Source organism: Psychrobacter sp. PP-21 (assembly GCF_033790785.1).
In the GTDB taxonomy this organism is placed as follows: domain Bacteria; phylum Pseudomonadota; class Gammaproteobacteria; order Pseudomonadales; family Moraxellaceae; genus Psychrobacter.
Genome location: NZ_JAMYEB010000015.1, coordinates 12,088 through 38,426, shown reverse-complemented (window position 1 = coordinate 38,426; position 26,339 = coordinate 12,088). Strand labels below are relative to the sequence as shown.

Genomic DNA, 26,339 nt, shown 5'->3' with positions numbered 1-26,339 from the left:
TAACTCACAAAAAAGCCAGCTTTATGCTGACTTCGTATGATTTATCTTATTTTAAGGTATGTTGACCGTTCAACTATGGTACTGATAGAGACAACTTTTTAGACGATTCAAAGGTGAAAATAGCGAGTATAGTTAATCTATACGTCTATGCCTATCAATGAAGCGACAAAGAAGATTCTATCCCCTGCTTTTATTATTGGCGGAAGCTTGCCATCAATGCTGGGATGCCAGGCAGCATACCAACGATAGCCATTACCCCTGTCAGCACCACAAACATAATACCTGGTATGATCCAGCGGCTCATTTTAGATAAGCCAGCACTGCGCTCTTTAGAGCCAATCAAACCCAAATTATCGAGTAATAGCGTGAGCGACCAACCAAAAGCGGGATTGACTAGTGCAGAAGCAAACACCACGATAGCAGCAGACTGCGTGGTCTTTCCTTCGCGCGTCATCTCCATGCCCGCTTCTAGTAACGGTATAAACACCCCTACGATCAGTGCCACACACATCACAGGCTGCCAGATGGCCAAATCCATCGGATAACCCCAAACCCCTGCGATAATACAGAATAGCGCCGTCAATAGCGCACCAGCCGGAATCGGACGTTTGGCAATCGCTGCTGGGACAATGTATGTACCCCACGACGACGCAAAGTTGGCACCGCCCAGCACCGAACCCACTACTTGACGAAACGACGCACTGGTCATCGTATCATCAATGTCCATAAGTACTTTTTCAGTTCGTTTGGGATAGCTGATTTTTTGAAACACTTGATGACCCAAAAAATCTGGTGACCACATAGCAACGGCTAGAATGGCAAATGGTAGAACTACGATAAAGCTTTCAATCGTGGGCAGACCCAACATCCACCCTGTGTTTTCACCCCACCAATACATTGGATTCATGTTTGGTAGACCTGGCGCGGTCTGAAACTCAAAAGGCGCGCCCAATGCAAATGCAAGACCGCCGCCCAGTACGCAGCTAAGCGGTACCGCAAGCCAGCGCTTTTGCCAATGCTCAAGTAAGGCATATAGCAAGATAGTCGCTAAAATAATAAAGAAAGCAATGTGCGTCATACCAATACTCTCTGACCATGCAAAGAGATTTTTGACCTGTGATGTCGTACCAATAAACCCTAAGTAAATAAGTAGACCACCGCAGACGCCTTTACTGGTCAAGTTAGCAAGCAAACTCCCCCCTTTACTGATAGCAAGGAGTAGACCAAAAGCGCCGATAAGCAAACCAAATGCCATAGGGTGACCACCAGCGGCCACAACAATAGGAATCAATGGAATGAGTGGACCATGAGTACCAGCCAGGTTGGCTGTCGGTAATAAGAAACCAGAAAACAGTATAATAAAGAAGGAAACAATCAATAGCTCATAGCGTACGTTTTCTAGAACAAAAGCATCGCCCAACCCTAGTGGTCCTGCAAACGTTGCTGCAATGGCGCCCACCATAACCACTTTGCCAATCGTTGCTGCCATCGCTGGGATCGTATCTTCATACTCAAAACGATAATCTCGAAACGGCAAATTAGGTCGCCAGCGCTTCGGCTGCATGATCTGTAGTTCATGATTCAGATAAGCATCGCGATTATCAAAGCTTGAGCTTGGCTTGTGTAATTCTGGATAGCTACCCTCTCTGTTACTGTCATTATTATTGTCATGGTCGGATAGGTTCGGCGTCGGATTAGACCCCGGAGAAGGGGTCTGAGGGTTACTCATTACATTTCCTTGTGTGGATTACGTCTTTTATGGTTGCTAATACGCTGATCAAGTACTGGATCGATCAATGTGTCCATCGCAAACTGCAAACTATTGTATGCTATACATTGGTGAAATGCGACCCAAAACTCATGTAAAGATACTGTATGTCTCACTATAATACATAAATGAAAGTTTGCATTTGTAATGGTACAAAGCCCAATAGAACTTTGTAGATGCGCTATATTGACAATATATAAGTGCATACCAGATGAATATATTGTTTTTTTGGTTACGCTTTAGAGCTAGCGAGCGTAGCCATTTTTCACTATGATAAATATTTTTTGACGATCTTCACCTGATAGTCAATACCGAAAAACAGTACTACTGGTAATATCAAAAAATTGAAAAAAGCAACAGGATAGAGCTATGAGTGTATTTCCCGCTAATTTTGAGACTTTAAAGCGTCGAGCAAAACAAAGTATCATGCCATTACTGACACCGCACCTTTTAAAGCTGCGACTCAATACTTATGCTCCATACATTGGCGCAGGTATCAAAATCGACCATATCAGCCTTGATCAGGGATTATGTGTGGTCAGCATGGGACTGACCACGCTAAACAAAAACATCGTTGGTACTCAATTTGGTGGTAGCTTATATTCGATGGTTGACCCCTTCTACATGCTCATGCTGATGCATCAACTGGGCAGCAACTACGTGGTGTGGGACAAAAGCTCAAGTATTGACTTTGTCGCGCCCGGCAATAGCAAAGTCACTGCACGCATGAAAATACCCAGCTCTGAAGTCATTACGATTCAAGATCTAGCAAAAGATGGTGACGCTGTATTCCGCGAATACAAAGTCGATATCGTCGATGATCAACAAAAGCTCATCGCTACCGTCACTAAGACGCTATATATCCGACTACGAAAATACAGTAAATCTAAAGAGCAAGTCAGCCGTATTGAAACACCTGACAACGAATAGCTGCCAACTATTAATGTGAGGTTGATAGGTGATAAAATCTACATTTATAATGGCACACATACAAAAACCCCAATCTAGCATACGCATAGATTGGGGTTTCGTCTTTTTTGGTATGGCCCGCTTATTTATAAATAAACCTATGAATAAGGGCTTGTATCTACTATTACCTTATTTTGAGTCAACCCTAAAATAATACGATCAACTCAAAACGGCAAACTTGTGCTTAAATACCAGGTGCAGTATCAATGGCATCAGGTACGCCAGCATCAGTCTTTTTCTGAGCTGGACGTGGCGCAAGTTTTTCGCGGATACGTGCTGATTTACCAGAACGCTCACGTAAGTAGTACAGTTTCGCACGGCGAACAGCACCGCGGCGTTTCACTTCAATGCTATCGATGATTGGTGAGTGCAACTGGAATGCACGCTCAACACCAACGCCGCTCGAGATTTTACGTACGGTAAACGCCGAGTTTAGACCGCGGTTACGCTTAGCAATTACAACGCCTTCAAAAGCCTGTAAACGCTCACGCTCACCTTCACGTACTTTTACTTGTACCACGACGGTATCGCCGGGTGCAAAGCTTGGGCGCTCGATCAATTGAGCATTTTCGATGACCTGAACCAATGGATGCTTGTTGCTCATGAGAGTTATCTCCTCACATTAGATAATAGAGGCTTGACGCATATCACCTGTTTGTAATAATTAATTATATCTCTTTATAGTGAGACACAACGTAAATGGGTTATAACCAACGGCCACTATGTGATGACTCGTTTTATTATTGCTCAAAATTCTGTTTTTTAACTGTTTATCAAACTTAAAAACGATAAAATCAAAGGTTAACACCCTACTTTTTATCTGCTTTTGCCAGTGCTTTTAGCCACTTCGCTTGCTCTGCCGTTGGGGTAAACGCTTGCCACAAATCTGGACGACGCGTTTGCGTACGACTGACTTGCTGAGCAAAACGCCACTTGGCGATATTGGCATGATGCCCTGACAGTAACACTTCAGGAACTGCCATACCGGCAAACTCATGCGGCTTAGTATAATGTGGACAGTCAAGCAAGCCATCGACGAACGAGTCTTGCTCTGCTGACTTGTCATCACCCATGATATCGGGCAGACGACGTATCACACTATCCATCAGCACCATCGCTGGTAGCTCACCACCAGTCAACACGTAATCACCTAGTGACACTTCCATATCGACATACTGTGACAGCAAACGCTCATCGATACCTTCATAACGACCGCATAATAAAATCATGCCATCGTAATCAGTCATACCAACGACGCTACTCTCACTAAGCGTCTGTCCTTGTGGCGACATATAGATCACCGGACAGTGCTCGTTATCGATACGGCAGCCATGCTGACTGGCGCGCAAACGGGCATCCTCGATGGCTTTCGATAATGGCTCAGCCATCATCACCATCCCAGGACCGCCACCATAAGGGCGCTCATCAATACGGCGATAGTTATCAGTGGTATAATCACGTGGATTAATGCATTCAATCGTAACTTGCTCTTGAGTCACTGCCCGTCCCGTGATTCCAAACTCACGAATCGTGGCAAACATCTCAGGAAAAATACTAATTACGGCAAAATACATCTGATGTCTACTTACATTGAGGCTAAAACAATCGGTGTGGCTATTAATGAAGTCTAACTAAAAGCTAGAATCGATATTAATAATCACTCGGCCATGCCACAAGTACTGTTTTTTCAGTCATATTGACCTCTATAACCGTTTGCTTATGCCATGGAATTAGGCGCTCTTCATTATCCAAACTGTCTGAATTGGCCGCTACACGCATAATGTCATGGGCACCGGTTTCAAACATTTCAGTGATATTGCCTAGATATTCATCCTGCTCGTTCATCACGCGCAGACTGACCAAATCCGACCAATAATATTCGTCTTCAGCTGTTTCAGGTAGGACGTTTTGTTCGACCCAAACGGTAACACCGTTCATAGTCTCAGCAACATTGCGATCAGGAATCTGCTCAAATTGAGCCACAAGTCCTGTGCCTTGCTCACGCCAAGCCTTCACAGTCAAAGGTTTCATGCCAGTGGCAGTTTTCATCCACCACGGCTTCATGTCGAATATCGCTGTACGATCATCCGTATCACTAAATACCCAAAGCCAACCTTTAATGCCGTAAGGCTTCTTAAGCTGACCGATTTTCATGAGGGTACTAGCATTTGGAGTAGATGACATAGCAGCTAACCTAACAATGATTAAAACAGCAATTGCAAAAACAATTGTGTCAAAAGCGATAAACAGTTAATGGCGCACCCTGGTCAGACCAGTTACGCTATGTATTCTAAAGTCTACTGAATCAACTTGTAGTTAGACTATAAGTGGTTCAGTAACAACGAAAACTTAAGCAGTTGCTTCAGTTTGTGCTGCAGACTTGTTGTAAGCTTTTGCTAATGAAGCAACGCGATCTGAAGGTTGTGCACCTTTTGCGATCCACGCATTGTACGCTTCCATGTTTAGGCGTACTGCTTCTTCAGACTCTTTAGCGAGTGGGTTAAAAAAGCCGATGTTTTCAATATAGCGACCGTCACGCGCACGGCGTTGATCAGCAACAACTACTTGATAAAATGGGCGTTTCTTGGCACCGCCCCGTGCTAAACGAATAACAACCATGTGAATTCTCTCTTTCGCAGGTATACCAAAAAGGGCATAATTATATCACAGTCTTTATTTGTTGAAAACATAAACTGTGCATATTTAATTATTTATTAACAATAGCTTAAATGCTAGTCCATGTAAAACATAATTGTCGATAACCATTTTTTAAATGCTCATAGTAGGTACTTCATAAGAACAAGTTACCTAGGCATCGAATCGTCTTCAAACCAAACCAATTAGACATCAAACCATTTATACATAATTAACCCATGCATCAAATCACTCATATCTAATTTGCTTGATTTTGATCTCAAAGATTGAGCGGCTATTCTCAATAAGTACTATACAAGTACTATTTATCGAATGTGCTATTCTATGATTATCGTAGCTTGCTTAGTTTTACGTACGCTCACAGCATCCACTGAACTGTCTCAGCCACGATACAGCGGTTTAGTCCAAGACCAAACCCAACACAGTACCCCTCTTAACCTGCTGGATTTATATGATCACACCAAACTCAAAGCCGCGTCGCAAAGGTTGGCTGCCAAGCTCCTACTCCAACACCTGGCTGACGACCTTGATGGTCTCTTTTATTGTTCTTATCAGTGTGGGTTTATCAATTCTATTTTTTTGGCGCAGTTTGTATCTACCAGAGCTCAAAAATCACGCGCGTTATTTGACAAGTGAGCTACGTTTAATCAATAGCGTGAATAAAGACTGGCAGTACCGCCCTGATATCCGTCAGTGGGTTTATCAACATTCTCACGTCGTCGTCGTCAACAATCCCAGTGATTTCCCTGAAGTTGCTGATAAGGCGTTTGTCGGTTTCTTCACTGATGTGCTTCAGCGTGAGATTGGTGCGCAGCTGGGTCGACCTGTCGAAGTGTACTTTAAATTTAAGCCAACGCCTCAGCTTTGGGTGCAGGACAGCCGCGACGACAGTTTTTGGATTCGTGAGCCCGTGGTTTACTACTCACAGTACAGTCCGACCTTACTCGTACTGTTCTTGATTGGGCTGCCTATATTATCCCTACTGACCATTGTTTTGCTTGCACGACAACTTAATCGCCCGCTACGTTATTTGCAGCGTGCAGCGACCAACTACATTCGTTTAGGACATGCTACGACCTTACCTACGCAAAAGGGTCCTACTGAGATACGTCAAGTAAATATGGCTTTTAACCGTTTGTTTACGACATTGAATCAAGCGCAAAAAGAGCGGACGATTATGCTTGCTGGCATCTCGCACGACTTACGTACACCATTGACTCGTATGCGTTTGACTGCTGAGATGCTGCCAGATGATTTCTTTCGAGAAGGGTTGATTTACGATATTGAAGACATGGATGCTATCTTGGAGCAGTTCATCTCGTTTATGAAAGACGGCTCTGATGAGCCCGTAAGCTTAACCAATTTGGATACGATATTTAACGAAATCATGGTGCAATTTGCGCCAATGAAGTTTATATATCAATCAGAATGCAATAAGGTCGTTCCTGTACGCCCCTTATCTATCAAACGTCTGATTATCAACCTCATCAACAATGCCAATCGCTATGGTAAACCACCGATTTATCTTTCAGCCACAGTGACACCGACATTTATAGAAACGGCTCCAGAAGAAGAGAGCGATGTGGTCAGTGAGAACGTAGTCACTCAAGAGGCGCAAGAGCAATTGATGATTTGTGTGCGGGACTGCGGTAACGGGGTGGCAGAGGATCAGTTAGAGCGTATTATGCAGCCGTTTGAGCGCGGGGAGACCGCACGTACGACGCAAGGTAGTGGGTTAGGACTGGCTATCGTCGATCGTATCGCAAGGTTACATCACGGTACGGTGGAGGCCATTAACCACCCTGATGGTGGACTGCAAGTATGCGTGCGCATCCCCCTACTCTCCAAAGTTACTGGAGATAATACCATCGCTGCTGATACGGTCGATACCTCCGGAGTAGAGAACGCTACAACGAATAAAGACATACGATAAAAATATCGCCCATATAAATCGGGCGATAGTTGCTTAGTCTCTCGTACCAATGATAGGCGGGAGATACTCAGCACTATTAGTGAAGGCAAGGGGCTGAGTCAGCTCCCCTTGTGCTGCCTTTAGTGTTTGGGTCGTTGAGGGCTGTTTGAAGAACAAATGATAACCCAATGTTATCGCGTTCAATAGCACCAGTCCTCCAAATAAATATGGCATCCTCTACCCTCCTATACTATAAAGCTATTTTAGAAATATATGGTAAACGCATCATCTCATTGCCAAAGTGTCTGTAATCAAATCCATTTAATCATAATTCTTGTATGGCTAAACACGGTTACGGGGAGCAATTATTTAGTATCAAAATCACGTTCGCTTCTCTCTTGTGTTAGCTCATCAGCAGCAAGAATCTGGGTCAGTGGTTTGATAGGCCACGTCATCACAAATCTCGCTCCACCAAGTGTATGGCTTTCATCGACTTTCATACTACCATTAAACCAAAAAGCAATGCGCGATACAATTGATAAGCCTAAGCCGTAACCACCAGATGCCCGTGTACGGCTGTCATCTAAACGTGAAAACGGTATAAATACTTTTTCGCGATCGGCTTCAGGAATACCATGTCCATCATCTTCTACACTGACAAACGCGTTACCTTTTTTGACGCCTGCACTAACGATGATAGTCGTCTCAGCATAACGCAAAGCATTACCTGCAAGATTCTGTATCACGCGGTGCAAATAGCGGCGATCTGCGATGGCAGTGACTTTTGGGTTTGGTAAGTTGGTCACGATTTTGATTGGTTTACCCAATGCATTGGTCTCACGCTCGATCTGCTCAAGCAGCTCTTTGAGGTTTACTGGCTCCAAATCTAGTTTTGGCGAGCCTTCCTCAAGCTTAGCATAAGTCAAAATCTCATCAATCAGGCCATTAAGTGATTCAATATCTTCATCGATATAATCACGTTGCATGAAGCGCGAATCCTCATCGTCAGTATCAGCAAGCATATCTACGGCAAACCGAATACGTGCCACTGGCGTCCGAAGCTCGTGTGATACTGCTCGCGTCAGCTCTCGTTGCGACTCAATCAAACGCTTGATATGTGACGTCATGGCATTAAATGTCGCTGACAGACGCGCAATCTCATCTTGCCCAATGACCTGTACTTGAATATCAAGATTGCCTTTACTGACTTCGTTGACACCTACTTGAATCAGCTGTAGCTTACGCTCAAGCGGGAAAATAAGCGCATAAACACCCAAACTGATTAAGAACATACTAATCAGAATCATACTGATGATTAGGTTAAGTGGGAACCAGTTGAACAACGGCACAGGACCAATCAATATCGCCATATCATTGATTTCAGACGGTACCACTACTCTAATAGATGAGTTACTTTTGCTGCTATTAGTATCTTGCAATGAGATAACCACTTCGTCACGGCGCAAACGCGACATCTGATCTGAATCCAAATCGAGCGTATTGACAGCAGTAAACGCTAAAGGAAAAGAAAATTTCTCCTCTAACTCTGCTAGACGCGCACGCTTGTCAGACAAGGTCATCTGATAGGACAAATCATCTAGTAAAAATATTGCGATAGCTCGTACTTGCTGCTCTGTGACTTGCGATATTCGCGCGGTCAACACGTTCTCATTGTCTGGCAGACGATAATACACATCTGCATAGACAGGTTGGCTCATATAACGAACCACTGTGGCATCGTTCTTAAAGCGTCTTAATTCACTGGCAGTAAAGTCTACCTCATCGATAGGGACAATCTTAAACGTTGAACCAAATAGACTACTGGCATCAGACAGCCAATACTCACGATCTTCTTTAGTATCTTGATGAGAGATGCCTTCACTTACTAAATGAAACGCCCCCATCGCCATACTCTCGCGATAGGACTGCACGCGTTCCTTATTGATGGTGTCCATCAATAACTGCGCAAACAATGCTACGCATAAACAGACTATAAGCAGTCCAGCATAGATACGAACAAAAATACTGTGTTTTAAAGAAGAGACTAATGACATACGTGCCGTGACCAACTTAATAGATAGAGAGTGCCGATATCATTCGCTACATAGTGAGCGCCATATACTGATATCGAGTATTATCAAATAGAGATAGACTTTGACTAATGCAGTCTAATTAATCTGCAATAATCGCCCAAATATAGATACAAGTCACCCATATTCGATCAGTGTCTATAATAATGGGTTAATTAAACCACATAACACTGCATTTAAGTTCAAAAGTTAAAATTTAGCCACAAAAAAACCAGCAAAGATGCTGGTTTTTTTCGAAAATGACTAATAATTAATCACTACGTAGATGCAGTAATCTTAGTTGCCTTCTTTCACAAACAGGTAACCTTTACTACGTACGGTTTTGATACGCTTTGGATTTTCTGGATCATCACCGATTTTTGGACGAATACGTGAAATACGCACATCAATTGAACGATCCTGACCATCATACTCAATACCACGTAGACGCTCAAAGATATCTTCACGAGATAAAATGCGACCTGCGTTAGAAGCAAGTAACCACAATAGATCATATTCAGCGCTAGTAAAATCAACCAGCTCATCACCTAGATTGACTGAGCGACCACCGTTGTCAATGACTAACTCGCCAAACTCTAAACGCTGCGGCACATCTTCTGATGGTGCGTTTTCTGAACGACGTAATAAAGCACGGATACGAGCGAGCAATACGCGCGGCTGAGCAGGTTTAGCGACATAATCATCAGCACCCATCTCTAGACCCAATACTTGATCCATATCTTCGGTACGCGCAGTCAGCATCAAAATAGGATTTTGATAGTGCGGGCGAACTTCACGGCAAACTGTCAATCCGTCGCTACCAGGTAGCATGACATCAAGTACGACCATATCTGGTTGTTCATTTACAATGCGGCGAATAGCACGGTTACCGTCAGTTTCAATTGCCACTTCTAAACCATTTTTGACCAAGTAATCTTGAGTCAACATGGCCAGACGCTCATCATCTTCAACAATCAGGATTCGGGGGGTGTTGTCTTCTTCAGTCGTTGTCATTGTTATATCCTCTAATACATCTAATTTAAAAGCAGTAAAAGTAAGAGCGGTAAAATTAATAGCACCATAAAGCAGTACAATTGATGTTCGTATAGCTGTTACAAACTTGGTAGCACAGTATACTATTAAACCTACAGCTTCCTATACTATAGCTGATAGTCGTTAACAAAACCTATAAACTACCTCTAATAAAACTTTAGTTTGCGTCCAAGAATAATCCTACCTATCTCAATAATAGGCAGTAATTTCGTTTTCGTTAAATACTTACAACCAGAGCGCATCCTAATAACCAATGTTAGTGTCTTACATCGCACAGACGCACCACAGTATCACTCCATACTTACGATATTTCATAGTCTAATATAACCACATATCACCCTTACTGCTAGTGGCATTTTAAGGAAATCCAATATTATCTTGTTCTCAAACGATAATTAACGGAGGCTCATAAAATACTTATCTGTCCAAACACTGATATAAGTAAAAGTAGCAGCCATAGCATTGGCAAATTCAAACTAACAGACATAAAAAAGCAGCCCATATAATGGACTGCTTTTTGTCTTCGATTACAATGTTAGCTTTAGACAGCTACCTATCGCTAACAGTAATAACTATCAATGATAAGTTACACGCGATTTTTGTACTTGCGAATAGTCTGTAGCTGTCCTACTGACTCTGCAAGTGAGGCTAAAGCTGCATTAGTCTGTAGTGTATCAGACTGGTTTACTAGCATTTGCTCAGCTTTCTTGCGAGCTTCGACAATCTTACTTTCATCAAGATTGCTTGCACGCATAGCGGTGTCAGCCAATACGGTAACCATCTTAGGTTGTACTTCTAATACACCACCTGAGACATAAATTATTTCTTCTTCACCGTTTGGTGTTTGCACTCGCATTGCACCTGGCTTTAACAAAGTAATAAGCGGTGTGTGACCTGGCAGTACACCAATCTCGCCTTCGGTACCAGTAGCTATTAACATGCTAATTTCGCCTGAATACAACTCTTCACGAGCACTTACGACGCGACATTGTAACGTTGCCATACTTAATTCCTTACCATCAAAGCGCGATCAAAAAACAGTAAAACTGCGATGCGTTACTGAAGAGTAGATACAAGAGTTATGTTATACCTACTCATTAGCTCATGCTTATACAGCTTACGCTGCAGAAGACTTCATTTTTTCAGCTTTAGCGACGACTTCATCGATGCTACCAGCCATGTAGAATGCCTGCTCTGGTAGGTCATCGTATTCACCAGCGATGATTGCTTTAAAGCTAGCAATGGTATCGCGTAATGCTACGTATTTACCAGGTGCACCAGTAAAGACTTCGGCGACGTGGAATGGCTGAGACAAGAAGCGCTGAATCTTACGAGCACGATAAACAACTAATTTATCTTCTTCTGATAACTCATCCATACCCAAGATCGCAATGATGTCTTTAAGCTCTTTATAACGTTGTAGAACTTCCTGAACACCACGAGCCACGTTGTAATGCTCTTCGCCGATCACTTGTGGATCTAGCTGACGTGACGTTGAATCGAGTGGATCAACCGCAGGGTAGATACCTTGTGATGCGATGTCACGGCTTAGTACAACTGTTGCATCCAAGTGAGCAAACGTTGTAGCAGGTGATGGATCGGTCAAATCATCCGCAGGTACATATACCGCTTGCACAGAAGTAATCGAACCTGACTGAGTTGAGGTAATACGTTCTTGTAGTAAGCCCATTTCTTCAGCGAGTGTTGGCTGATAACCAACCGCTGACGGCATACGACCAAGTAGTGCTGATACTTCTGTACCCGCTAGTGTATAACGGTAGATGTTATCAACAAACAACAGTACGTCACGACCTTTACCAGTAACAGGATCTTTGGTGTCACGGAAGTACTCAGCCATGGTCAAACCAGACAGTGCAACACGTAAACGGTTACCTGGTGGCTCATTCATCTGGCCATATACCATCGCTACTTTAGACTTACTAAAGTCTTCAGTGTTTACAACGCCAGCTTCCTGCATTTCGTGATAGAAATCGTTACCTTCACGAGTACGCTCACCGACACCCGCAAATACTGATAAACCTTCATGTTTTAGAGCGATGTTGTTGATCAGCTCCATCATGTTAACGGTTTTACCGACACCAGCACCACCGAACAGACCAACTTTACCGCCTTTAGCAAACGGGCAAAGCAGATCGATAACTTTAATACCGGTTTCTAGTAGCTCAGTGCTGTTTGATTGCTCAGCATAACTTGGTGCTTCACGGTGGATAGACCACTTATCATCAGCAGCAACAGGACCTTCTTCATCGATAGGACGACCAAGAACATCCATGATGCGACCTAGCGTACCAGTACCAACAGGCACAGAAATCGGTGCGCCGGTATTAGTAACAGGTAGGTTACGCTTTAAACCTTCGGTTGAACCCATTGCAATAGTACGTACGATACCATCACCTAGCTGTTGCTGTACTTCTAGGGTGGTTTCGGTACCATCTACTTGCAAGGCATCAAAAATTTGAGGAACTTCATTACGGTTGAACTCAACGTCAAGAACCGCGCCAATAATCTGTACAATACGACCGCTACTCATTGCGTTCTCCTTGAACTTCTATATATAGGTGTAGTCAATTATGAAACAGCAGCAGCACCGCCAACGATTTCCGAGATTTCTCGGGTAATCGCCGCTTGACGCAGCTTGTTATAAACCAACTGTAAATCGTTAATAAGGTCACCAGCATTATCTGTTGCCGCTTTCATCGCAACCATACGTGAAGACTGCTCAGAGGCAACGTTTTCCATTACCGCTTGATAAACAATCGACTCAATATAGCGACCAAGCAATTCATCAATCAACGTCTTGATATCAGGCTCGTAGATATAATCCCAGCTAAGTTCTGTCTGTAGACCACTGTCTTCATCATCGAATGACTGCTCTGGTAGAGGAACCAACTGATTGACCGTTGGTTTCTGAGTCATCGCATTGACGAATCGGTTATAGACCACATAGATACGGTCAATATTGCCGTTACTATAGTCTTCAAGCATCGCTTGAACTGGTGCATTCAACTGCTCAAACGTTGGTTTATCGCCATAATCGGTCACAGCCGATGTGACTTTACCACCAAAATTTTTGAAGAAGCTCACACCTTTGGCACCGATGACTGCAAACTCAGCTTGTACTGACTGATCTTGATAATCTTGGATACTCTTAGATAAAGCTTTGAATAGGTTAATATTCAAACCACCCGCCAGGCCGCGGTCAGAGGTGATGACAATATAGCCAACCTTATTGACTGGACGCGATACCATATACGGATGTTTGTAGTCTGATGAGGCATGCACCAAATGTGAAATAACCCGGCGCATACTATCAGCATACGGGCGACCCACTTCCATGCGCTCTTGGGCACGGCGCATTTTACTTGCCGCTACCATTTGCATAGCACGAGTAATTTTCTGGGTGCTTTTAATACTGGTGACTTTGGCACGTATCTCTTTTAAGCTTGCCATAATGATTCCAATATAAGAGGGTTAAAAAGCATTGGCGCATGCGACAATCATTTGATATATAACATCAGTCTTATAGAATAACATTTTATATCTTGTGGCATTACGCGATCTAATACCGGTAATGGTTAAAACAGTGGCGCAAATATCTGATCAGACAACGCGCCACTTTTCAAACGGCAGTTATAACCATTTCGGCTTAACCCGTTAAATTAATAACTGTGATTTTGTTTAAAGGTCTCTAACGCTGACTTTAAACGACCTGCGATATCATCATTGTAGTTCGCAGTGTCATCAATCTCACGCATCAATTCACTTTGCTCATCATGCATATAGCGCAAGTATGCTTCTTCAAAAGAACCAATCTTTTCAACAGGAACGTCAGCCAAGAAACCTTCGTTTGATGCATAGATAACGGCTGCTTGCTCAGAGATTGACATCGGCTGGTATTGCTTCTGCTTCATCAATTCAGTTACGCGCTCACCATGATCAAGCTGTTCACGAGTTGCGTCATCAAGATCTGAGGCAAACTGAGCAAATGCTGCTAATTCACGATACTGCGCTAGAGCGGTACGAATACCACCAGATAGCTTTTTGATAATCTTAGTCTGAGCGGCCCCGCCCACACGAGATACCGAGATACCAGCGTTGACTGCTGGACGGATACCTGAGGCGAATAAACTAGACTCTAGGAAGATCTGACCATCAGTGATCGAAATCACGTTGGTTGGTACGAATGCAGAGACGTCACCAGCTTGGGTTTCAATGATAGGCAATGCGGTTAAAGAACCAGTTTTACCTTTCACTTCGCCGTTAGTGAACTTTTCTACATAATCCGCGTTTACACGTGATGCACGCTCAAGTAAACGTGAGTGTAAATAGAAAACGTCACCAGGATAGGCTTCACGACCTGGCGGACGACGTAGCAATAGTGAAATTTGACGATAAGCAACTGCTTGCTTTGATAAGTCATCAAATACAATCAGTGCATCTTCGCCGCGGTCACGGAAGTATTCGCCCATCGTACAACCTGAGTACGGTGCGATATACTGTAGTGCAGCAGGCTCTGATGCTGAAGCAACCACAACAGTGGTATATTCTAACGCGCCAGTTTGCTCAAGCTTACGTACTACGTTAGCAATGGTCGAACGTTTCTGACCGATAGCCACGTACACACACTTAATGCCAGATGATTTCTGTGCAATGATCGCATCGATAGCCATTGCTGTTTTACCAGTCTGACGGTCACCAATGATAAGCTCACGCTGACCACGACCGATTGGGATCATGGTATCAACGGCTTTATAACCAGTCATAACTGGTTGATCTACTGACTGACGATCGATAACACCTGGGGCGATCTTTTCGACTTTGTCAGTCATTTTGGCATCGATAGGACCTTTGCCATCAATAGGATTACCCAAAGCATCAACAACACGGCCTAGCAGCTCAGGACCTACGGGTACTTCAAGAATGCGACCAGTACAATAGGCTTTTTGACCTTCTTGTAACTTTAGGAAGTCACCTAGTACTACTGCACCAACAGAATCACGCTCTAAGTTAAGCGCCATTCCATAGACTTCACCTTCAAACTCAATCATTTCGCCGTACATGGCATCTTCAAGACCATGAATCTGCACGATACCGTCAGATACTTTGACAATCGTGCCTTCATTCTTTGCAGTTGCACCCGCATCAAGGTCTTGAATACGCTGCTTAATCAGGTTACTGATTTCCGCTGGATTCAATTGTTGCATTGCCTTGTTTCCTTTAATTTATGATAACCCGCCCACTGACTTAAATGCTCTTACTATGACGCAGATTATATTATGTGTCTGCGTCGATACATGGCATTAGGCAGTTAGCTGTGTTTTTAACTGTTGTAACTTGCCGCGCATCGAATCATCAATGACTTTATCACCGACTTTGATTGTAGCGCCTGCCAATAGGCTTGGATCAACTGTTTCGTGAATCACTACACTTGCATTTAGCGAGGTAGCAAGACGCGTTTGTAGCATTTGACGCTGTTCATCAGTCAATGGATAAGCAGAGGTCACATATGCGTCAAGCTGCTTTAAGCTTACTGCCTTATGACGGCGGTAATGCTCATAAACTTCAGGAAGCAGCGCTAGACGCTCTTGTTCTGATAACTGTTTAACGAAATTGCTAAGTGCTACTGATACTTTTGGATAGCTGGCATTGCTGCTAAGGTTGGTACCTTGAGCATCATCTAACAACTGCTTTAGAGCAGAGTCATTAGTGCTAGCTACTTGCGTATCATAAAGATCGACCAAAGCAGCTGACTTATGCTCAGCAGAAACAGCTGGATTGTCTAGCCAAGTACTGAACGACTTGTCATTGACAACAGTGCTAGCAACAAGTAAGAAGTTTTCCCACTCATTTACTGCGCCGTTTTCGTTGGCATAGTCAAACGCGGCTTTAGCGTACGGTCGTGCTAAGGTTGATAAGTCAGCCATTATATCCTCACAATTACAGCTTCGCCGCCAGTTGGTCTAACATACTGGCATGTTTTTGCGCATCGACTTTGTCTTGCAAAATCTTTTCTGCACCAAGTACAGCCAGCTCAGCAACTTGGGCACGTAATGATTCACGTGCTTGATTGATTTCTTGATCAATAGATGCTTGAGCTTGTTGACGAATACGCTCGCCTTCCGCTTGGGCTTGCGATTTTGCATCTTCGACAAGCTGATTAGCACTTTTGTTGGCTTGCTCGATTAATGCAGCAGCCTTGGTCTTTGCAAGATCAAGTTCCTGCTGGACATTTTGCTCCGCGGTCGCCAAATCTGCTTTTGCTTTTTCTGCGGCATTTAAGCCATCTGCGATTTTACGCTGACGCTCATTGATGGCACCGATAAGTGGTGGCCACACGAATTTCATGCAAAAAACCACAAATATTGCAAAAGCAATGGCTTGACCGACGAGGGTAAAATTGATATTCACGTGATCACCTCTTTGTTAATGAAAAATCAGTTTCATTGATCATGTTTGGCAGTCAAATCTTGACTATATTTGATAGTGAATTCCTGAGTACCAAACATTTACAACTGAGCTTTCGGATTAACCTGCTAGAGGGTTAGCGAACAACAATAGCATAGCAATACCAACACCGATCATCGGAATAGCATCAAGAAGACCTGCTACGATGAACATACGAGTTTGCAACTGTGAGCCAAGCTCTGGTTGACGTGCAACACCTTCTAAGAATTTGCCACCTAGAATAGCAAAACCAATACCTGTGCCAAGTGCGCCAAGACCGATAAGTAGTGCTACTGCGATAACTGTGTAACCACCTAATACTGGATCCATTGATGTATCCTCATTTACCTATTGAATGTCTAATTAATGTTCAGTTGATGATGCAAGCGACATATAAACTATCGTCAGCATCATGAATACGAACGCTTGAAGTGTAATAACTAAGATGTGGAAGATAGCCCACGGTACCGATAACGCCCATTGAATCCAAAATGGCATTAGAGCAATCAGTATGAAAATCAATTCCCCAGCATACATGTTGCCGAATAGACGTAAACCAAGTGATACAGGCTTAGCTATTAGAGTAACTGCTTCTAGGATGAAGTTGATCGGGATCAAAATCGCTTGTACGATTGGGTTTTTGGCACCAAACGGGTGTAATGTTAACTCACCGATAAAGCCGCCCAAACCTTTTTCTTTAATGCTATAAAAGATAATCAGTGCAAAGACAGAGAACGACATGCCAAGCGTGATGTTAGGATCAGTCGTTGGAACAATCTTGAAGAAAACATGATGTGGATCATGGCCCATAGCGGCACCAATCTGTCCAGCCAGACCTGGAATAAAGTCAACCGGTATCAAATCCATCAGGTTCATCAAGAAGATCCAGACAAAAATAGTCAACGCCAGTGGCGCGATCAATTTTGAGGTACCACTGTAAGAATCACGAACGTTGTTATCAACAAACTCAACGATCATCTCAACCGCTGCTTGAGTTTTGCCTGGTACGCCTGAGGTTACTTTTTTGGCAACCATCCAAAAGACGGCACAAAATAAAATACCTAGACCGATTGACCATAGCATAGAATCAAGATGGATAGCATTAAAGCCCATTAACCCTGCTTCTTCAGCATTGTAGGCAACTTTCCAACCTTCGCCCGGCAGATAGCCGTACGTCCAGTTCGTTAAGTGGTGAGAGATATATTCTGATGATGTTTGCTCGGATGCCATAATGTAAGCTTCTTATTAATCAACGATTTAATCAACTACCAAAAATATGGTTGTCATCTGATGGGTTTAGCGTTTTTATCTGCGATGCTATTAAGCTAGCAAATAAACCATACCAAAGCGCCCATGTAACCAACAACATCCAACCCATAGTTCTATTACTAATGCTATATCTGATAGCGTGACATAAATTTTAGCTATCAAAAAAGGGCTTATGATAACTCAGTAATAGCCCTTGCATTTTTATACGCAAAATTATTATATATGTGCTTGCCTACTGGCCGTTTTTACGACCGACGCTCAGTATCCCGTTTATAAGCAAAATATTTAGCTGCCTATATTAATGCAGCGTTGTATTCGTGTAAAGTCTATTATGACCTTATTATCCATTGTATGAATAAGTTAGCTGACAACAACGATTGCTAATATAGCTTTTCGTTCATAATTAAACTGTAAAAAGTTCATTATTAATGACAGTTATGGCTGCGTTCGCCCTACCCTATCATTGTGTCGTTACATACTGCGCCTGACGTAAAGGCTCATACTTCGGTTTTTACGATCATTAATACTGCCATAAGACAGTTTTGTACTTTGACTTTCCGAACTAGTCATAGAGAAGTTGGACGGCAGGGTGACTTGCCAGTACTATTAATAAATCATCTGTGTAGCGATCATCTATTAGCGCTAGCGTATATGCCACAACATCCAACTGTGACTAATTTGCATTACCATAAAACCGATAAAAAGCGCAGGCGCAGATAGGGGTTGTACGGTAATAAAAATTAGTGCGAAACCAAACACAGTTAATAGCCATTTGGCCATCTGACCTCGATATAGCTGGCTAACGATATGTTGGCGCGCGCGATATCCAGTATGTCGAAAGATAAAGAGAGCAAAAACAACTTGAGTCATAAAACTTAGCAGCGCACCAATGGCGGCGCTCTTTGCTACTATAAGTTCACTACCTAACCAAATCGTCTCTATGATCCAAGCGGCAATAATAAGGATAAATAATATCCATGCTTGCCGTTTGATATAAATGCCAATCTTATCTTTTTGCGTGCGTTTGGCAGGCTTGGTCATCGATATTCCTATAGCCTTTCAGCATTGGGATAATATAACATACTTGCCATGTTTTTATCCGTGAATGACTTACTCTACAGGCCTTACCTTTAAACCAAAATAAAACGCCACTTATTATAAGGAGACCCTTAGTATTAAGCAAGTAAAATATGACTTTTATCAGTCACCTAACGCTATTTGCTAGGACTGTCGAGTTACATAGCCCGCCATAGACATTACAAACGCTGTCGTTTGATACCTTTTATATGTCTTTTTACATGTAGCTCTTTTAGATATAGACCCGTTACAAAAACATTCCTAGCAGATTTTCTGTTGCTTTATGAGATACATTGATAAATTTGTTGCGCCATATTGTGCCAACCACTAATGAAGTCTTTGCTATTACTCATATCTTCCGCTTGAACGGTGGTTTTTACGGGCTGCAACTTAGCCAATAGACCTTTTGCTGGCTGACTTGGGCTGACCAAACACATTTGTTTGGCTGGACGCTGCTCATTAAGCCAGCGTAGTTGGCTTGCCTTCGGGGCTAAATGATGGTCGACACTCAGGCTACCGATGAGCGTTAGATCGAGACTGTCCTCGATATATTGATAAGCATCATGATAGGCCCAATAAGGTCGCATTGCATTATTCTGGATAGATTTTTGTTTGAACCCTGCCACCTCTTTGTCCAATTGCTGGGCGAACTTTTTGGCATTGATTTGATAGAGATCTTTGTATTGTGGATTGGCGTGACTATGAATCACAGCAAGCGCACGCGTAATGGCCTTTGCATTTTCAGGATCTAGCCACATATGTGGGTCTAACGTGCCGTCGATCGTATCGCCCTTTACATCACGTAATGGATGACGATTGAATGCGTCAAAGTCAAATAGAGCAATGGCATTAGGCGCATTATTTAAGTTTGGCGCTAGGTTATTTTCTAACCTTTCACCGAACCACACGACAAACTTGCTATCTTGAACTGCTTTTATATCACCAGGGCTGATACTACCGTGATGACCCACCTCCCCTGCTTGCAACAATCGATTGGCTGAAGGCGCCCCTTCAGTAACGGCTTCACTCAATAAAAACAGCGGATAGTTACTTACGCTGACTGTCGCAGCTTGCGCACTCAATGTAAAAGATCCTATCACTAGTCCTGTAATCAGTAAGTGTTGTAACGTGATAATTGAGCGTCGAAAATAAGTAACAATAGCGTTCATGGTAAGCTCTTTAGTTAATGAGTCGTTCTTTATTTAAAGTCTTTCTTTCGTCAATAATAATCACAATGCGAATCATCGTCTTTATTACAATGTCCGCTAAGAAGGACATACATAAATTAACGAGTATATATGGCTATCAACAATTGAATTAAAAAAGCTGATTCGGTTCTATGTTCATAGTTTTAGCTTTATTATGTTATACTATAACAATAAAAAACGCTATCATAAAAAACGTCATGCGATTACCATGCTATTTTTAGGAGCCCATACTATGTCTACTACTCCGTCACTCTGTGAGCATTTGCATGATGTGCAAGATTTGACTCCGCATGACGTTACTGAACGATTGGTGGCCGCGAAGGAGCACTGCCGCTTAAATGGGGCACGGTTTACACCTCTACGCCAGCAGATATACCAGTTAGTACTGGAGTCCGACCAACCTGTTGGCGCTTATGACTTAATCACTCAATTACAGCAAATGCGGCTGTCTGAAACAGATGATATATCGAAGTCGCCTGTGGACGAACCAGCTGTTAAGAAGCGCACCCCCAAAAACGTTGCACCACCAACAGTCTATCGCAGCTTAGAATTTTTGTTGAGCGAAGGTCTGATTCATCAACTGACGTCTATTAATGCTTATGTTCCGTGCTGTCATCCCAGAGCACGGCACACGGCTGCTTTTTTAATCTGCGATCAGTGTCAGCGGGTTCAAGAGTGTAGTAGTTTACCGGTACAAGAGATGATGAGCTTTGCTGAGCAAGATGTTGGTTTTGTTGTCGAGCGTAGTGTCATTGAGCTCAGCGGTCGTTGCCAAGATTGTCAGTAATATTTATTCATCGTTTATCGATGCATGGCAATGACATCATTGTCGTTGATCGTTCGTCTGTATCATTTACTCACTTATTGGTTGTCACATTATGAGCCTATCTACCTCACTATCTAATCAGCTGACTGCTACTTCTATTAATAGCATAAATGATACTGGCAAACTGCTGAGCCTCAATAACGTCAGCTACCAGATAGCCCATCAGCGTTTACTCTCACACATCAATATCGATATTGCGATCAACGAGACCGTGAGTCTTATCGGTCCTAATGGCGCTGGTAAGTCCACATTGGTCAAGCTGATATTGGGTTTGATTGAATCAACTGAAGGCAGTATCACCGCTCATCAGCCGCTACAACTTGGCTATGTGCCACAACGTTTTGCTGTTCCACCGATATTGCCGCTGCGCGTCTGCGACTTATTGGGACAAGCAAATAAAAAACGTCTCACCGCTGAGCAGCGCCAGTTTATCTATGATAATTTGTCATTAACACATTTATTATCACGGCAAATGCTGCATTTGTCAGGCGGTGAAACTCAGCGCGTATTACTGGCAAGAGCCTTGTTGGATAAGCCAAATTTGCTTATCTTAGATGAGCCGATGCAAGGGCTTGATCCTGACACTGAAGTTTGGTTATACCAGTTTATTGATGAGCTGCCGGATTTTTTGCGCTGCGCCATGTTAGTAGTCTCTCATGATCTGCATTGGGTTATGAAAGGCAGTCGGCGAGTCATCTGCCTCAATAAGCATATATGCTGTGAAGGACAGCCTAGCGAGCTGGCTATCAGTACAGAGTTTCAAAAGTTGTTTGGTCATCATTATGAACAGCCCTATGTGCATCAGCCACATGCTTGTGAGCATCATGCACCAAGCGAGTTATAACGATGAGAGTAAATAATACTTGAAACTGAATATTTAGAACTGAAAGAAACCGAAAGTAGTCAGTACCACACTCATTGAAGCTAGATTTATTAGATATAAACGTCGCTTTGAACCTTTTTATAGAAATTTTACGGATATTCCTTATGACTGCTTGGTTAGCCATCATTGCGCCCGCTTGGATCGCTGGCAGTATTCTAGCGCTATTGTCAGCACCTTTAGGTTGCTTGGTATTATGGCGGCGCATGGCTTTTTTTGCTGATGCGTTAGCTCACGGTACGTTGCTAGGAGTCGCTTTAGCAGTGTGGTGGCAGCTTCCTATGGGTATTGGGATTGCACTGGTCAGTGTCATGGTGGTGTTGGGACTGGTACTTATTGATGATGAGCGCTTACCAATTGATGCGGTATTGGCTGTCGTCTCGGTATCATTGCTATGCTTGGGCTTGCTGGCCTTGACCCAACTGACTGACCAACAAGCGAATGTGCTTGGGTTTTTATTTGGTAATTTGCTTGATCTTGACTGGACCGATTTGCCATTGCTCTCTGGTAGCGTACTGGCTGGGTTGGGATTTTTATTATATATCTGGCCTGCTCAAATCAAGCTGGCTACTCACGAGGCATTGGCGCGTATCCAAGGTATTAATCCAACTCGTCAGCGGCTGTTTTTTATGGGCTTACTTGCAGGGTTCTGTGCCGTTGCTTTACAAGCCGTTGGTAGCTTATTAATCAGTGGGCTACTGGTATTGCCCGCATTAACCGCTCGCCTATGGTCCTCATCGCCAAAACAAATGGTGATTATCGCATTTATCATCGCTCAGCTGGGGGTGACGCTGGGAGTATGGGGAAGTATTTGGTTAGATATTCAAACGGGTCTCTCTATTGTATTGATATTAGCGATATTATTTTTTATCGCTTTGATTTTTTCGAAGCTAACCAAAATAAAATTTCGTTCAGCACGCCATCAATAGTTCATTGACGTTCAGGCTGTAATGAAGATTTCTAGAAACTTTGTTCAACTTTATTTCACCAATATTACTAGAGCTTTAACTGGCTTTATGTTATAAAATTGCTTTACCACTGCGCGTTGCGATTCACTATTATGACTCGTCACCAATCAGTGTTGATAACCGTTATAATAGGCACATATACCATTAAAAGTAGTAGATCATTTATCCACACTCGTTCTCACAATGACCATTGTTTTGATTCGATAAGGGACTGACCCAATGCCAAGCTATCCTGTCAATAAGATCAGTACGCCCGATGAACAGATAAATATTTTACAAATCACTGATTTGCATTTATCCACGCCTGTCGCTGCTCATATTAATGGTAGTGGTTATAATGATGCTGGTAATTGTCAGCGCAGCTTTGAGACGGTACTCCAGCAAGCACTGAGTGAAGATATTCGCTGCGATTTGATCATTGTGACCGGCGATCTGGTGAATAAAGTAAGGCTGGCAACCTACGACCACATATTTGCTGTCCTACAAGCGACTAACATTCCTTTTGTTTGTATCGCTGGCAATCATGATGTGACTGACGAGGATGGCGAACACCTACCGTTTTTTCAGAGGTCGCTCGTTGCCCAGCCAGCTGACTCACGTCTGCTCAGCCGGCATAGGATTGAGGGAGATCACTGGCAATTACTATTGCTAGACTCATCGATTACAGGCAAGGTAGCAGGTGAAGTAACAACCACTGACATTGATTGGCTATGTGACTGTCTTGATGCCTGTGATAAGCCAGCGCTCATTGCTCTACACCACCACATCATACCAGTGGATTCAGACTGGATTGATACCCATATGGCAACAAACACGGAGAGTTTTTGGGAGCATATGGCGCCTTTTGAGCATCTACAAGTCATTATTAGTGGTCACACTCATCAAGAGCAGGTTCGTTATCGCCAAGGGGTTACCGTCTATAGCACACCGTCTACCTGCTACCAGTTCAAACCTTATTCGCACGATTTTGCTTATGATGAAAGTGGTTTGCCAGGCTACCGTTGGTTGCAATTAGCCAACAATGGAAAGGTTGCAAGCTGGGTTGAAAGACTGGATACTTAATGGCCATATTTTTTACTACAGATAATAGCTACACCCCTTGCCCACTATGAGCTGAGTCTATATTGACCAAGATTGCACAAGTTAATAAATTAAGAAAAAACGAGATCAAAATAAAAAATAACTTCATTATTACTATAAACAATGATACAACTTGTAAAATGAAGCGAGGACGGTCTAATATTTAAAATTAGGCAATAGAATAATAGCTAGGATGGCCAAGAAACCACAAGCTAAGTGTTAATAGTCAATCATTTATAATACGATTTGAGCAGTGCTATTGAACTAAAGATTTGCATAGCAATATACCTGAGTCAGAGTATGCCGATATACTAAAATAACGATATTATTTGATCAGCTGTGTTACTTGTATCACCAAGTGGTAAAACGTTTGATAAAGGGACAACTTATAGCGTTTGTAAAACTGATAACGTCTTGTCTTTTGATACGTCGTTTTATTGAATTAATTTGAAAAAGTAGGATACCCATATGAGCACCGTGACCACGAATCCAAGTGAAGTCAAGTTTACTCCCTATGTGCCAGCCAAAGACGAAGAGTACATGTCTGATGCACAGTTAGAGCATTTTAAGTCAATTTTGTTGGAATGGAAAAACCAACTGATTGGTGAAGCGGATCGTACCAAAAACTACATCCAAGATGAGTCAAGTGCGATGCCTGACATCAATGACCGTGCAACTCAAGAAGAAGAGTTTGCGCTTGCCTTGCGTACACGTGATCGTGAACGTAAGCTCATCCGCAAGATCGACAAGTCTATGTTAGAAATCGAAAATGATGACTATGGATTTTGTGAAACCTGTGGTGTAGAGATTGGTCTACGTCGCCTCGAAGCTCGTCCAACAGCCACGCAGTGTATCGACTGCAAAACCTTGTCAGAGATCAAAGAGCGCCAAAACCAAGGGGCTTAAGCGGTATACAGATAACCGTACGTGAGCAGAAGCGACCACATCATGGGTCGCTTTTTGCTTTTACAAGACTATCATTTTTCTTAACCACCACCCCTACTCTACTCTCAAATATATGATCGACGCAAAGCTGCCATTACTAACAAAATAATTTCATTTAATAAATATCTTTTGATACCGATCTTTATTATTCTATCTCTATCATTTTTATCGATAGTTATTTATTTTGAAAAATATTTATACTGATATACCAACTGAACCCAGATTATCACAGCCTATTGGCCGTTTTGCGCCATCACCTACGGGTGAGCTGCATCTGGGTTCTTTTACCACGGCACTTGCTAGCTTCTGTCATATAAAATCGCTCGGTGGCCAATGGTTACTGCGCATCGAGGACACCGATACTGCGCGCTGTGACAAGCAGTTCACTGAGCAGATTTTGATGGATCTAGAAATACTTGGATTGCACTGGGACGGTGACGTCATCTATCAGTCTGAACGTATCGATATTTACAATGACCACCTGTCTTCATCGCTGCGCCCCTTAACCTACGGATGCCGATGCTCACGCAAAGACTTAGAGCAGTACTGGGCACAAGAAGATATCAATAGACATCATAGCCAGACCCATACTAAAACACCAGTCAATCAAAAACAGCCAAACCGGCAGCGCTATCCAAGGCGCTGTGTGGCAACTCATCTTGATAGGCAGCAGCATAAATTACGTATACAGCTACCAGACTATAAAATCGGTTTTAATGATGGTATTCAGGGTCAGCAATGGGATAATCCACAGCAGACACTAGGAGACATGGTAGCTCGTCGTCAAGATGGTATGATCAACTACATATTAGCCGCCAGTATCGACGATGGTCTACAACAGGTTACTCATATTATGCGCGGTTTGGATATCCTACCGATGACCACAGCGCAGATCAGTATTATGCAGGCGGCTGGTCTACCAACGATCGACCATTGGTATCACTTGCCATTAATTAATAATGCAGATGGTCAAAAGCTCTCCAAGCAAAACCTCGCGCAGCCAATAGACACATCGGATCCAAGCCAACTTATCACTGATGGACTGGCACTCCTACGGCAACCAAAAGTCGATGTCGACACGCCAACCAATATGCTCATCCAAGCCATTGCACAGTGGGACAATGCACCGCTACAAGGTATGCAGCAGCTAAATTTACTCTGTTGATGAGAACCAAGGAACCCTTAATAGCAGCAG

26 protein-coding genes are annotated in these 26,339 nt (G+C 43.0%); 8 read left to right on the top strand and 18 right to left on the bottom strand.

Translation table 11 applies throughout. The features are described from left to right. Positions 1–193: 193 nt before the first annotated feature. Positions 194–1,729 carry a DUF3360 family protein gene (locus NJD71_RS10990; RefSeq protein ID WP_319052012.1) on the bottom strand — a complete coding sequence of 512 codons (1,536 nt, stop codon included), beginning with the start codon at positions 1,727–1,729 and terminating at the stop codon, positions 194–196. A gap of 408 nt (positions 1,730–2,137) precedes the next feature. Between NJD71_RS10990 and NJD71_RS10985 the strand changes: the two genes are divergently transcribed. Beyond that, positions 2,138–2,698: a DUF4442 domain-containing protein gene (locus NJD71_RS10985; RefSeq protein ID WP_319052011.1), complete on the top strand. Its 561-nt coding sequence runs from the start codon at positions 2,138–2,140 to the stop codon at positions 2,696–2,698. A gap of 223 nt (positions 2,699–2,921) precedes the next feature. On the opposite strand, the gene rplS is transcribed toward NJD71_RS10985, so the two are convergent. The 4 genes from rplS to rpsP all read right to left on the bottom strand — a co-directional run bounded on the left by rplS (position 2,922) and on the right by rpsP (position 5,356). Further along, positions 2,922–3,341 carry a 50S ribosomal protein L19 gene (rplS, locus tag NJD71_RS10980; protein WP_319052010.1) on the bottom strand — a complete coding sequence of 140 codons (420 nt, stop codon included), beginning with the start codon at positions 3,339–3,341 and terminating at the stop codon, positions 2,922–2,924. A gap of 205 nt (positions 3,342–3,546) precedes the next feature. Next, a complete protein-coding gene (gene trmD / locus NJD71_RS10975; protein WP_319052009.1) occupies positions 3,547–4,311 on the bottom strand; it encodes a tRNA (guanosine(37)-N1)-methyltransferase TrmD in 765 nt (254 codons plus the stop codon). 76 nt (positions 4,312–4,387) lie between these two features. Further along, a complete protein-coding gene (gene rimM / locus NJD71_RS10970; protein ID WP_319052008.1) occupies positions 4,388–4,921 on the bottom strand; it encodes a ribosome maturation factor RimM in 534 nt (177 codons plus the stop codon). Between the two features lie 165 nt (positions 4,922–5,086). Further along, positions 5,087–5,356 carry a 30S ribosomal protein S16 gene (gene rpsP, locus NJD71_RS10965; protein WP_021812802.1) on the bottom strand — a complete coding sequence of 90 codons (270 nt, stop codon included), beginning with the start codon at positions 5,354–5,356 and terminating at the stop codon, positions 5,087–5,089. 487 nt (positions 5,357–5,843) lie between these two features. On the opposite strand from rpsP, the gene NJD71_RS10960 reads away from it, so the two are divergent. Further along, positions 5,844–7,325, top strand: a complete 1,482-nt coding sequence (locus tag NJD71_RS10960; protein ID WP_319052007.1) for an ATP-binding protein — start codon at positions 5,844–5,846, stop codon at positions 7,323–7,325. Between the two features lie 33 nt (positions 7,326–7,358). On the opposite strand, the gene NJD71_RS10955 is transcribed toward NJD71_RS10960, so the two are convergent. From NJD71_RS10955 to NJD71_RS10895, 13 genes are all read right to left on the bottom strand, one after another. Beyond that, complete coding sequence (locus tag NJD71_RS10955; protein ID WP_319052006.1) at positions 7,359–7,538, bottom strand: hypothetical protein; 180 nt, start codon at positions 7,536–7,538, stop codon at positions 7,359–7,361. A 131-nt stretch (positions 7,539–7,669) separates the two neighbouring features. Next, on the bottom strand, positions 7,670–9,358 hold the full coding sequence (locus NJD71_RS10950) for an ATP-binding protein (RefSeq protein ID WP_319052005.1): 1,689 nt from the start codon (positions 9,356–9,358) through the stop codon (positions 7,670–7,672). Between the two features lie 312 nt (positions 9,359–9,670). After that, the gene (locus tag NJD71_RS10945) at positions 9,671–10,387 is read right to left on the bottom strand and encodes a response regulator (RefSeq protein WP_058023509.1); all 717 of its coding nucleotides are present in this window, start codon (positions 10,385–10,387) and stop codon (positions 9,671–9,673) included. Between the two features lie 625 nt (positions 10,388–11,012). Further along, a complete protein-coding gene (locus NJD71_RS10940) occupies positions 11,013–11,429 on the bottom strand; it encodes a F0F1 ATP synthase subunit epsilon (RefSeq protein WP_261869167.1) in 417 nt (138 codons plus the stop codon). 114 nt (positions 11,430–11,543) lie between these two features. Next, entirely contained in the window at positions 11,544–12,977 is a 1,434-nt protein-coding gene (gene atpD, locus NJD71_RS10935) for a F0F1 ATP synthase subunit beta (RefSeq protein ID WP_319052004.1), read from the bottom strand. Between the two features lie 38 nt (positions 12,978–13,015). After that, positions 13,016–13,897, bottom strand: coding sequence for a F0F1 ATP synthase subunit gamma (gene atpG / locus NJD71_RS10930; protein ID WP_319052003.1), 882 nt, complete (start codon positions 13,895–13,897; stop codon positions 13,016–13,018). Positions 13,898–14,106: 209 nt separating this feature from the next. Continuing rightward, entirely contained in the window at positions 14,107–15,651 is a 1,545-nt protein-coding gene (gene atpA / locus NJD71_RS10925; protein ID WP_319052002.1) for a F0F1 ATP synthase subunit alpha, read from the bottom strand. Positions 15,652–15,747: 96 nt separating this feature from the next. Continuing rightward, complete coding sequence (locus NJD71_RS10920) at positions 15,748–16,371, bottom strand: F0F1 ATP synthase subunit delta (RefSeq protein ID WP_319052001.1); 624 nt, start codon at positions 16,369–16,371, stop codon at positions 15,748–15,750. Positions 16,372–16,384: 13 nt separating this feature from the next. Next, positions 16,385–16,855: a F0F1 ATP synthase subunit B gene (locus NJD71_RS10915; protein WP_319052000.1), complete on the bottom strand. Its 471-nt coding sequence runs from the start codon at positions 16,853–16,855 to the stop codon at positions 16,385–16,387. 117 nt (positions 16,856–16,972) lie between these two features. Continuing rightward, the gene (atpE, locus tag NJD71_RS10910; RefSeq protein WP_010197960.1) at positions 16,973–17,221 is read right to left on the bottom strand and encodes a F0F1 ATP synthase subunit C; all 249 of its coding nucleotides are present in this window, start codon (positions 17,219–17,221) and stop codon (positions 16,973–16,975) included. A 33-nt stretch (positions 17,222–17,254) separates the two neighbouring features. Beyond that, complete coding sequence (atpB, locus tag NJD71_RS10905) at positions 17,255–18,121, bottom strand: F0F1 ATP synthase subunit A (RefSeq protein WP_319051999.1); 867 nt, start codon at positions 18,119–18,121, stop codon at positions 17,255–17,257. 681 nt (positions 18,122–18,802) lie between these two features. Further along, entirely contained in the window at positions 18,803–19,201 is a 399-nt protein-coding gene (locus tag NJD71_RS10900) for an ATP synthase subunit I (RefSeq protein WP_319051998.1), read from the bottom strand. 317 nt (positions 19,202–19,518) lie between these two features. Next, entirely contained in the window at positions 19,519–20,406 is an 888-nt protein-coding gene (locus tag NJD71_RS10895; protein ID WP_319051997.1) for a metal ABC transporter solute-binding protein, Zn/Mn family, read from the bottom strand. Positions 20,407–20,677: 271 nt separating this feature from the next. Here NJD71_RS10895 and NJD71_RS10890 point away from each other — a divergent pair, with 271 nt between their 5' ends. From NJD71_RS10890 to gluQRS, 6 genes are all read left to right on the top strand, one after another. After that, entirely contained in the window at positions 20,678–21,232 is a 555-nt protein-coding gene (locus NJD71_RS10890; protein WP_319051996.1) for a Fur family transcriptional regulator, read from the top strand. Between the two features lie 91 nt (positions 21,233–21,323). Further along, positions 21,324–22,115 (top strand): metal ABC transporter ATP-binding protein, encoded by a 792-nt coding sequence (locus NJD71_RS10885; RefSeq protein ID WP_319051995.1) that lies wholly within the window; start codon positions 21,324–21,326, stop codon positions 22,113–22,115. Positions 22,116–22,258: 143 nt separating this feature from the next. Beyond that, entirely contained in the window at positions 22,259–23,080 is an 822-nt protein-coding gene (locus tag NJD71_RS10880) for a metal ABC transporter permease (RefSeq protein WP_319051994.1), read from the top strand. Between the two features lie 258 nt (positions 23,081–23,338). Then, positions 23,339–24,181 carry a metallophosphoesterase gene (locus NJD71_RS10875; protein WP_319051993.1) on the top strand — a complete coding sequence of 281 codons (843 nt, stop codon included), beginning with the start codon at positions 23,339–23,341 and terminating at the stop codon, positions 24,179–24,181. A gap of 486 nt (positions 24,182–24,667) precedes the next feature. Further along, a complete protein-coding gene (dksA, locus tag NJD71_RS10870; protein ID WP_319051992.1) occupies positions 24,668–25,105 on the top strand; it encodes an RNA polymerase-binding protein DksA in 438 nt (145 codons plus the stop codon). A gap of 223 nt (positions 25,106–25,328) precedes the next feature. Continuing rightward, the gene (gene gluQRS / locus NJD71_RS10865) at positions 25,329–26,309 is read left to right on the top strand and encodes a tRNA glutamyl-Q(34) synthetase GluQRS (RefSeq protein WP_319051991.1); all 981 of its coding nucleotides are present in this window, start codon (positions 25,329–25,331) and stop codon (positions 26,307–26,309) included. Positions 26,310–26,339: the final 30 nt, after the last annotated feature.

Excerpts from the sequence above, each read along its gene's own strand:
- NJD71_RS10990 (WP_319052012.1), bottom strand. The coding sequence starts at position 1,729 with ATGAGTAACCCTCAGACCCCTTCTCCGGGGTCTAATCCGACGCCGAAC.
- NJD71_RS10985 (WP_319052011.1), top strand. The coding sequence starts at position 2,138 with ATGAGTGTATTTCCCGCTAATTTTGAGACTTTAAAGCGTCGAGCAAAA.
- rplS (WP_319052010.1), bottom strand. The coding sequence starts at position 3,341 with ATGAGCAACAAGCATCCATTGGTTCAGGTCATCGAAAATGCTCAATTG.
- trmD (WP_319052009.1), bottom strand. The coding sequence starts at position 4,311 with ATGTATTTTGCCGTAATTAGTATTTTTCCTGAGATGTTTGCCACGATT.
- rimM (WP_319052008.1), bottom strand. The coding sequence starts at position 4,921 with ATGTCATCTACTCCAAATGCTAGTACCCTCATGAAAATCGGTCAGCTT.
- rpsP (WP_021812802.1), bottom strand. The coding sequence starts at position 5,356 with ATGGTTGTTATTCGTTTAGCACGGGGCGGTGCCAAGAAACGCCCATTT.
- NJD71_RS10960 (WP_319052007.1), top strand. The coding sequence starts at position 5,844 with ATGATCACACCAAACTCAAAGCCGCGTCGCAAAGGTTGGCTGCCAAGC.
- NJD71_RS10955 (WP_319052006.1), bottom strand. The coding sequence starts at position 7,538 with ATGCCATATTTATTTGGAGGACTGGTGCTATTGAACGCGATAACATTG.
- NJD71_RS10950 (WP_319052005.1), bottom strand. The coding sequence starts at position 9,358 with ATGTCATTAGTCTCTTCTTTAAAACACAGTATTTTTGTTCGTATCTAT.
- NJD71_RS10945 (WP_058023509.1), bottom strand. The coding sequence starts at position 10,387 with ATGACAACGACTGAAGAAGACAACACCCCCCGAATCCTGATTGTTGAA.
- NJD71_RS10940 (WP_261869167.1), bottom strand. The coding sequence starts at position 11,429 with ATGGCAACGTTACAATGTCGCGTCGTAAGTGCTCGTGAAGAGTTGTAT.
- atpD (WP_319052004.1), bottom strand. The coding sequence starts at position 12,977 with ATGAGTAGCGGTCGTATTGTACAGATTATTGGCGCGGTTCTTGACGTT.
- atpG (WP_319052003.1), bottom strand. The coding sequence starts at position 13,897 with ATGGCAAGCTTAAAAGAGATACGTGCCAAAGTCACCAGTATTAAAAGC.
- atpA (WP_319052002.1), bottom strand. The coding sequence starts at position 15,651 with ATGCAACAATTGAATCCAGCGGAAATCAGTAACCTGATTAAGCAGCGT.
- NJD71_RS10920 (WP_319052001.1), bottom strand. The coding sequence starts at position 16,371 with ATGGCTGACTTATCAACCTTAGCACGACCGTACGCTAAAGCCGCGTTT.
- atpE (WP_010197960.1), bottom strand. The coding sequence starts at position 17,221 with ATGGATCCAGTATTAGGTGGTTACACAGTTATCGCAGTAGCACTACTT.
- atpB (WP_319051999.1), bottom strand. The coding sequence starts at position 18,121 with ATGGCATCCGAGCAAACATCATCAGAATATATCTCTCACCACTTAACG.
- NJD71_RS10900 (WP_319051998.1), bottom strand. The coding sequence starts at position 19,201 with ATGACCAAGCCTGCCAAACGCACGCAAAAAGATAAGATTGGCATTTAT.
- NJD71_RS10895 (WP_319051997.1), bottom strand. The coding sequence starts at position 20,406 with ATGAACGCTATTGTTACTTATTTTCGACGCTCAATTATCACGTTACAA.
- NJD71_RS10890 (WP_319051996.1), top strand. The coding sequence starts at position 20,678 with ATGTCTACTACTCCGTCACTCTGTGAGCATTTGCATGATGTGCAAGAT.
- NJD71_RS10885 (WP_319051995.1), top strand. The coding sequence starts at position 21,324 with ATGAGCCTATCTACCTCACTATCTAATCAGCTGACTGCTACTTCTATT.
- NJD71_RS10880 (WP_319051994.1), top strand. The coding sequence starts at position 22,259 with ATGACTGCTTGGTTAGCCATCATTGCGCCCGCTTGGATCGCTGGCAGT.
- NJD71_RS10875 (WP_319051993.1), top strand. The coding sequence starts at position 23,339 with ATGCCAAGCTATCCTGTCAATAAGATCAGTACGCCCGATGAACAGATA.
- dksA (WP_319051992.1), top strand. The coding sequence starts at position 24,668 with ATGAGCACCGTGACCACGAATCCAAGTGAAGTCAAGTTTACTCCCTAT.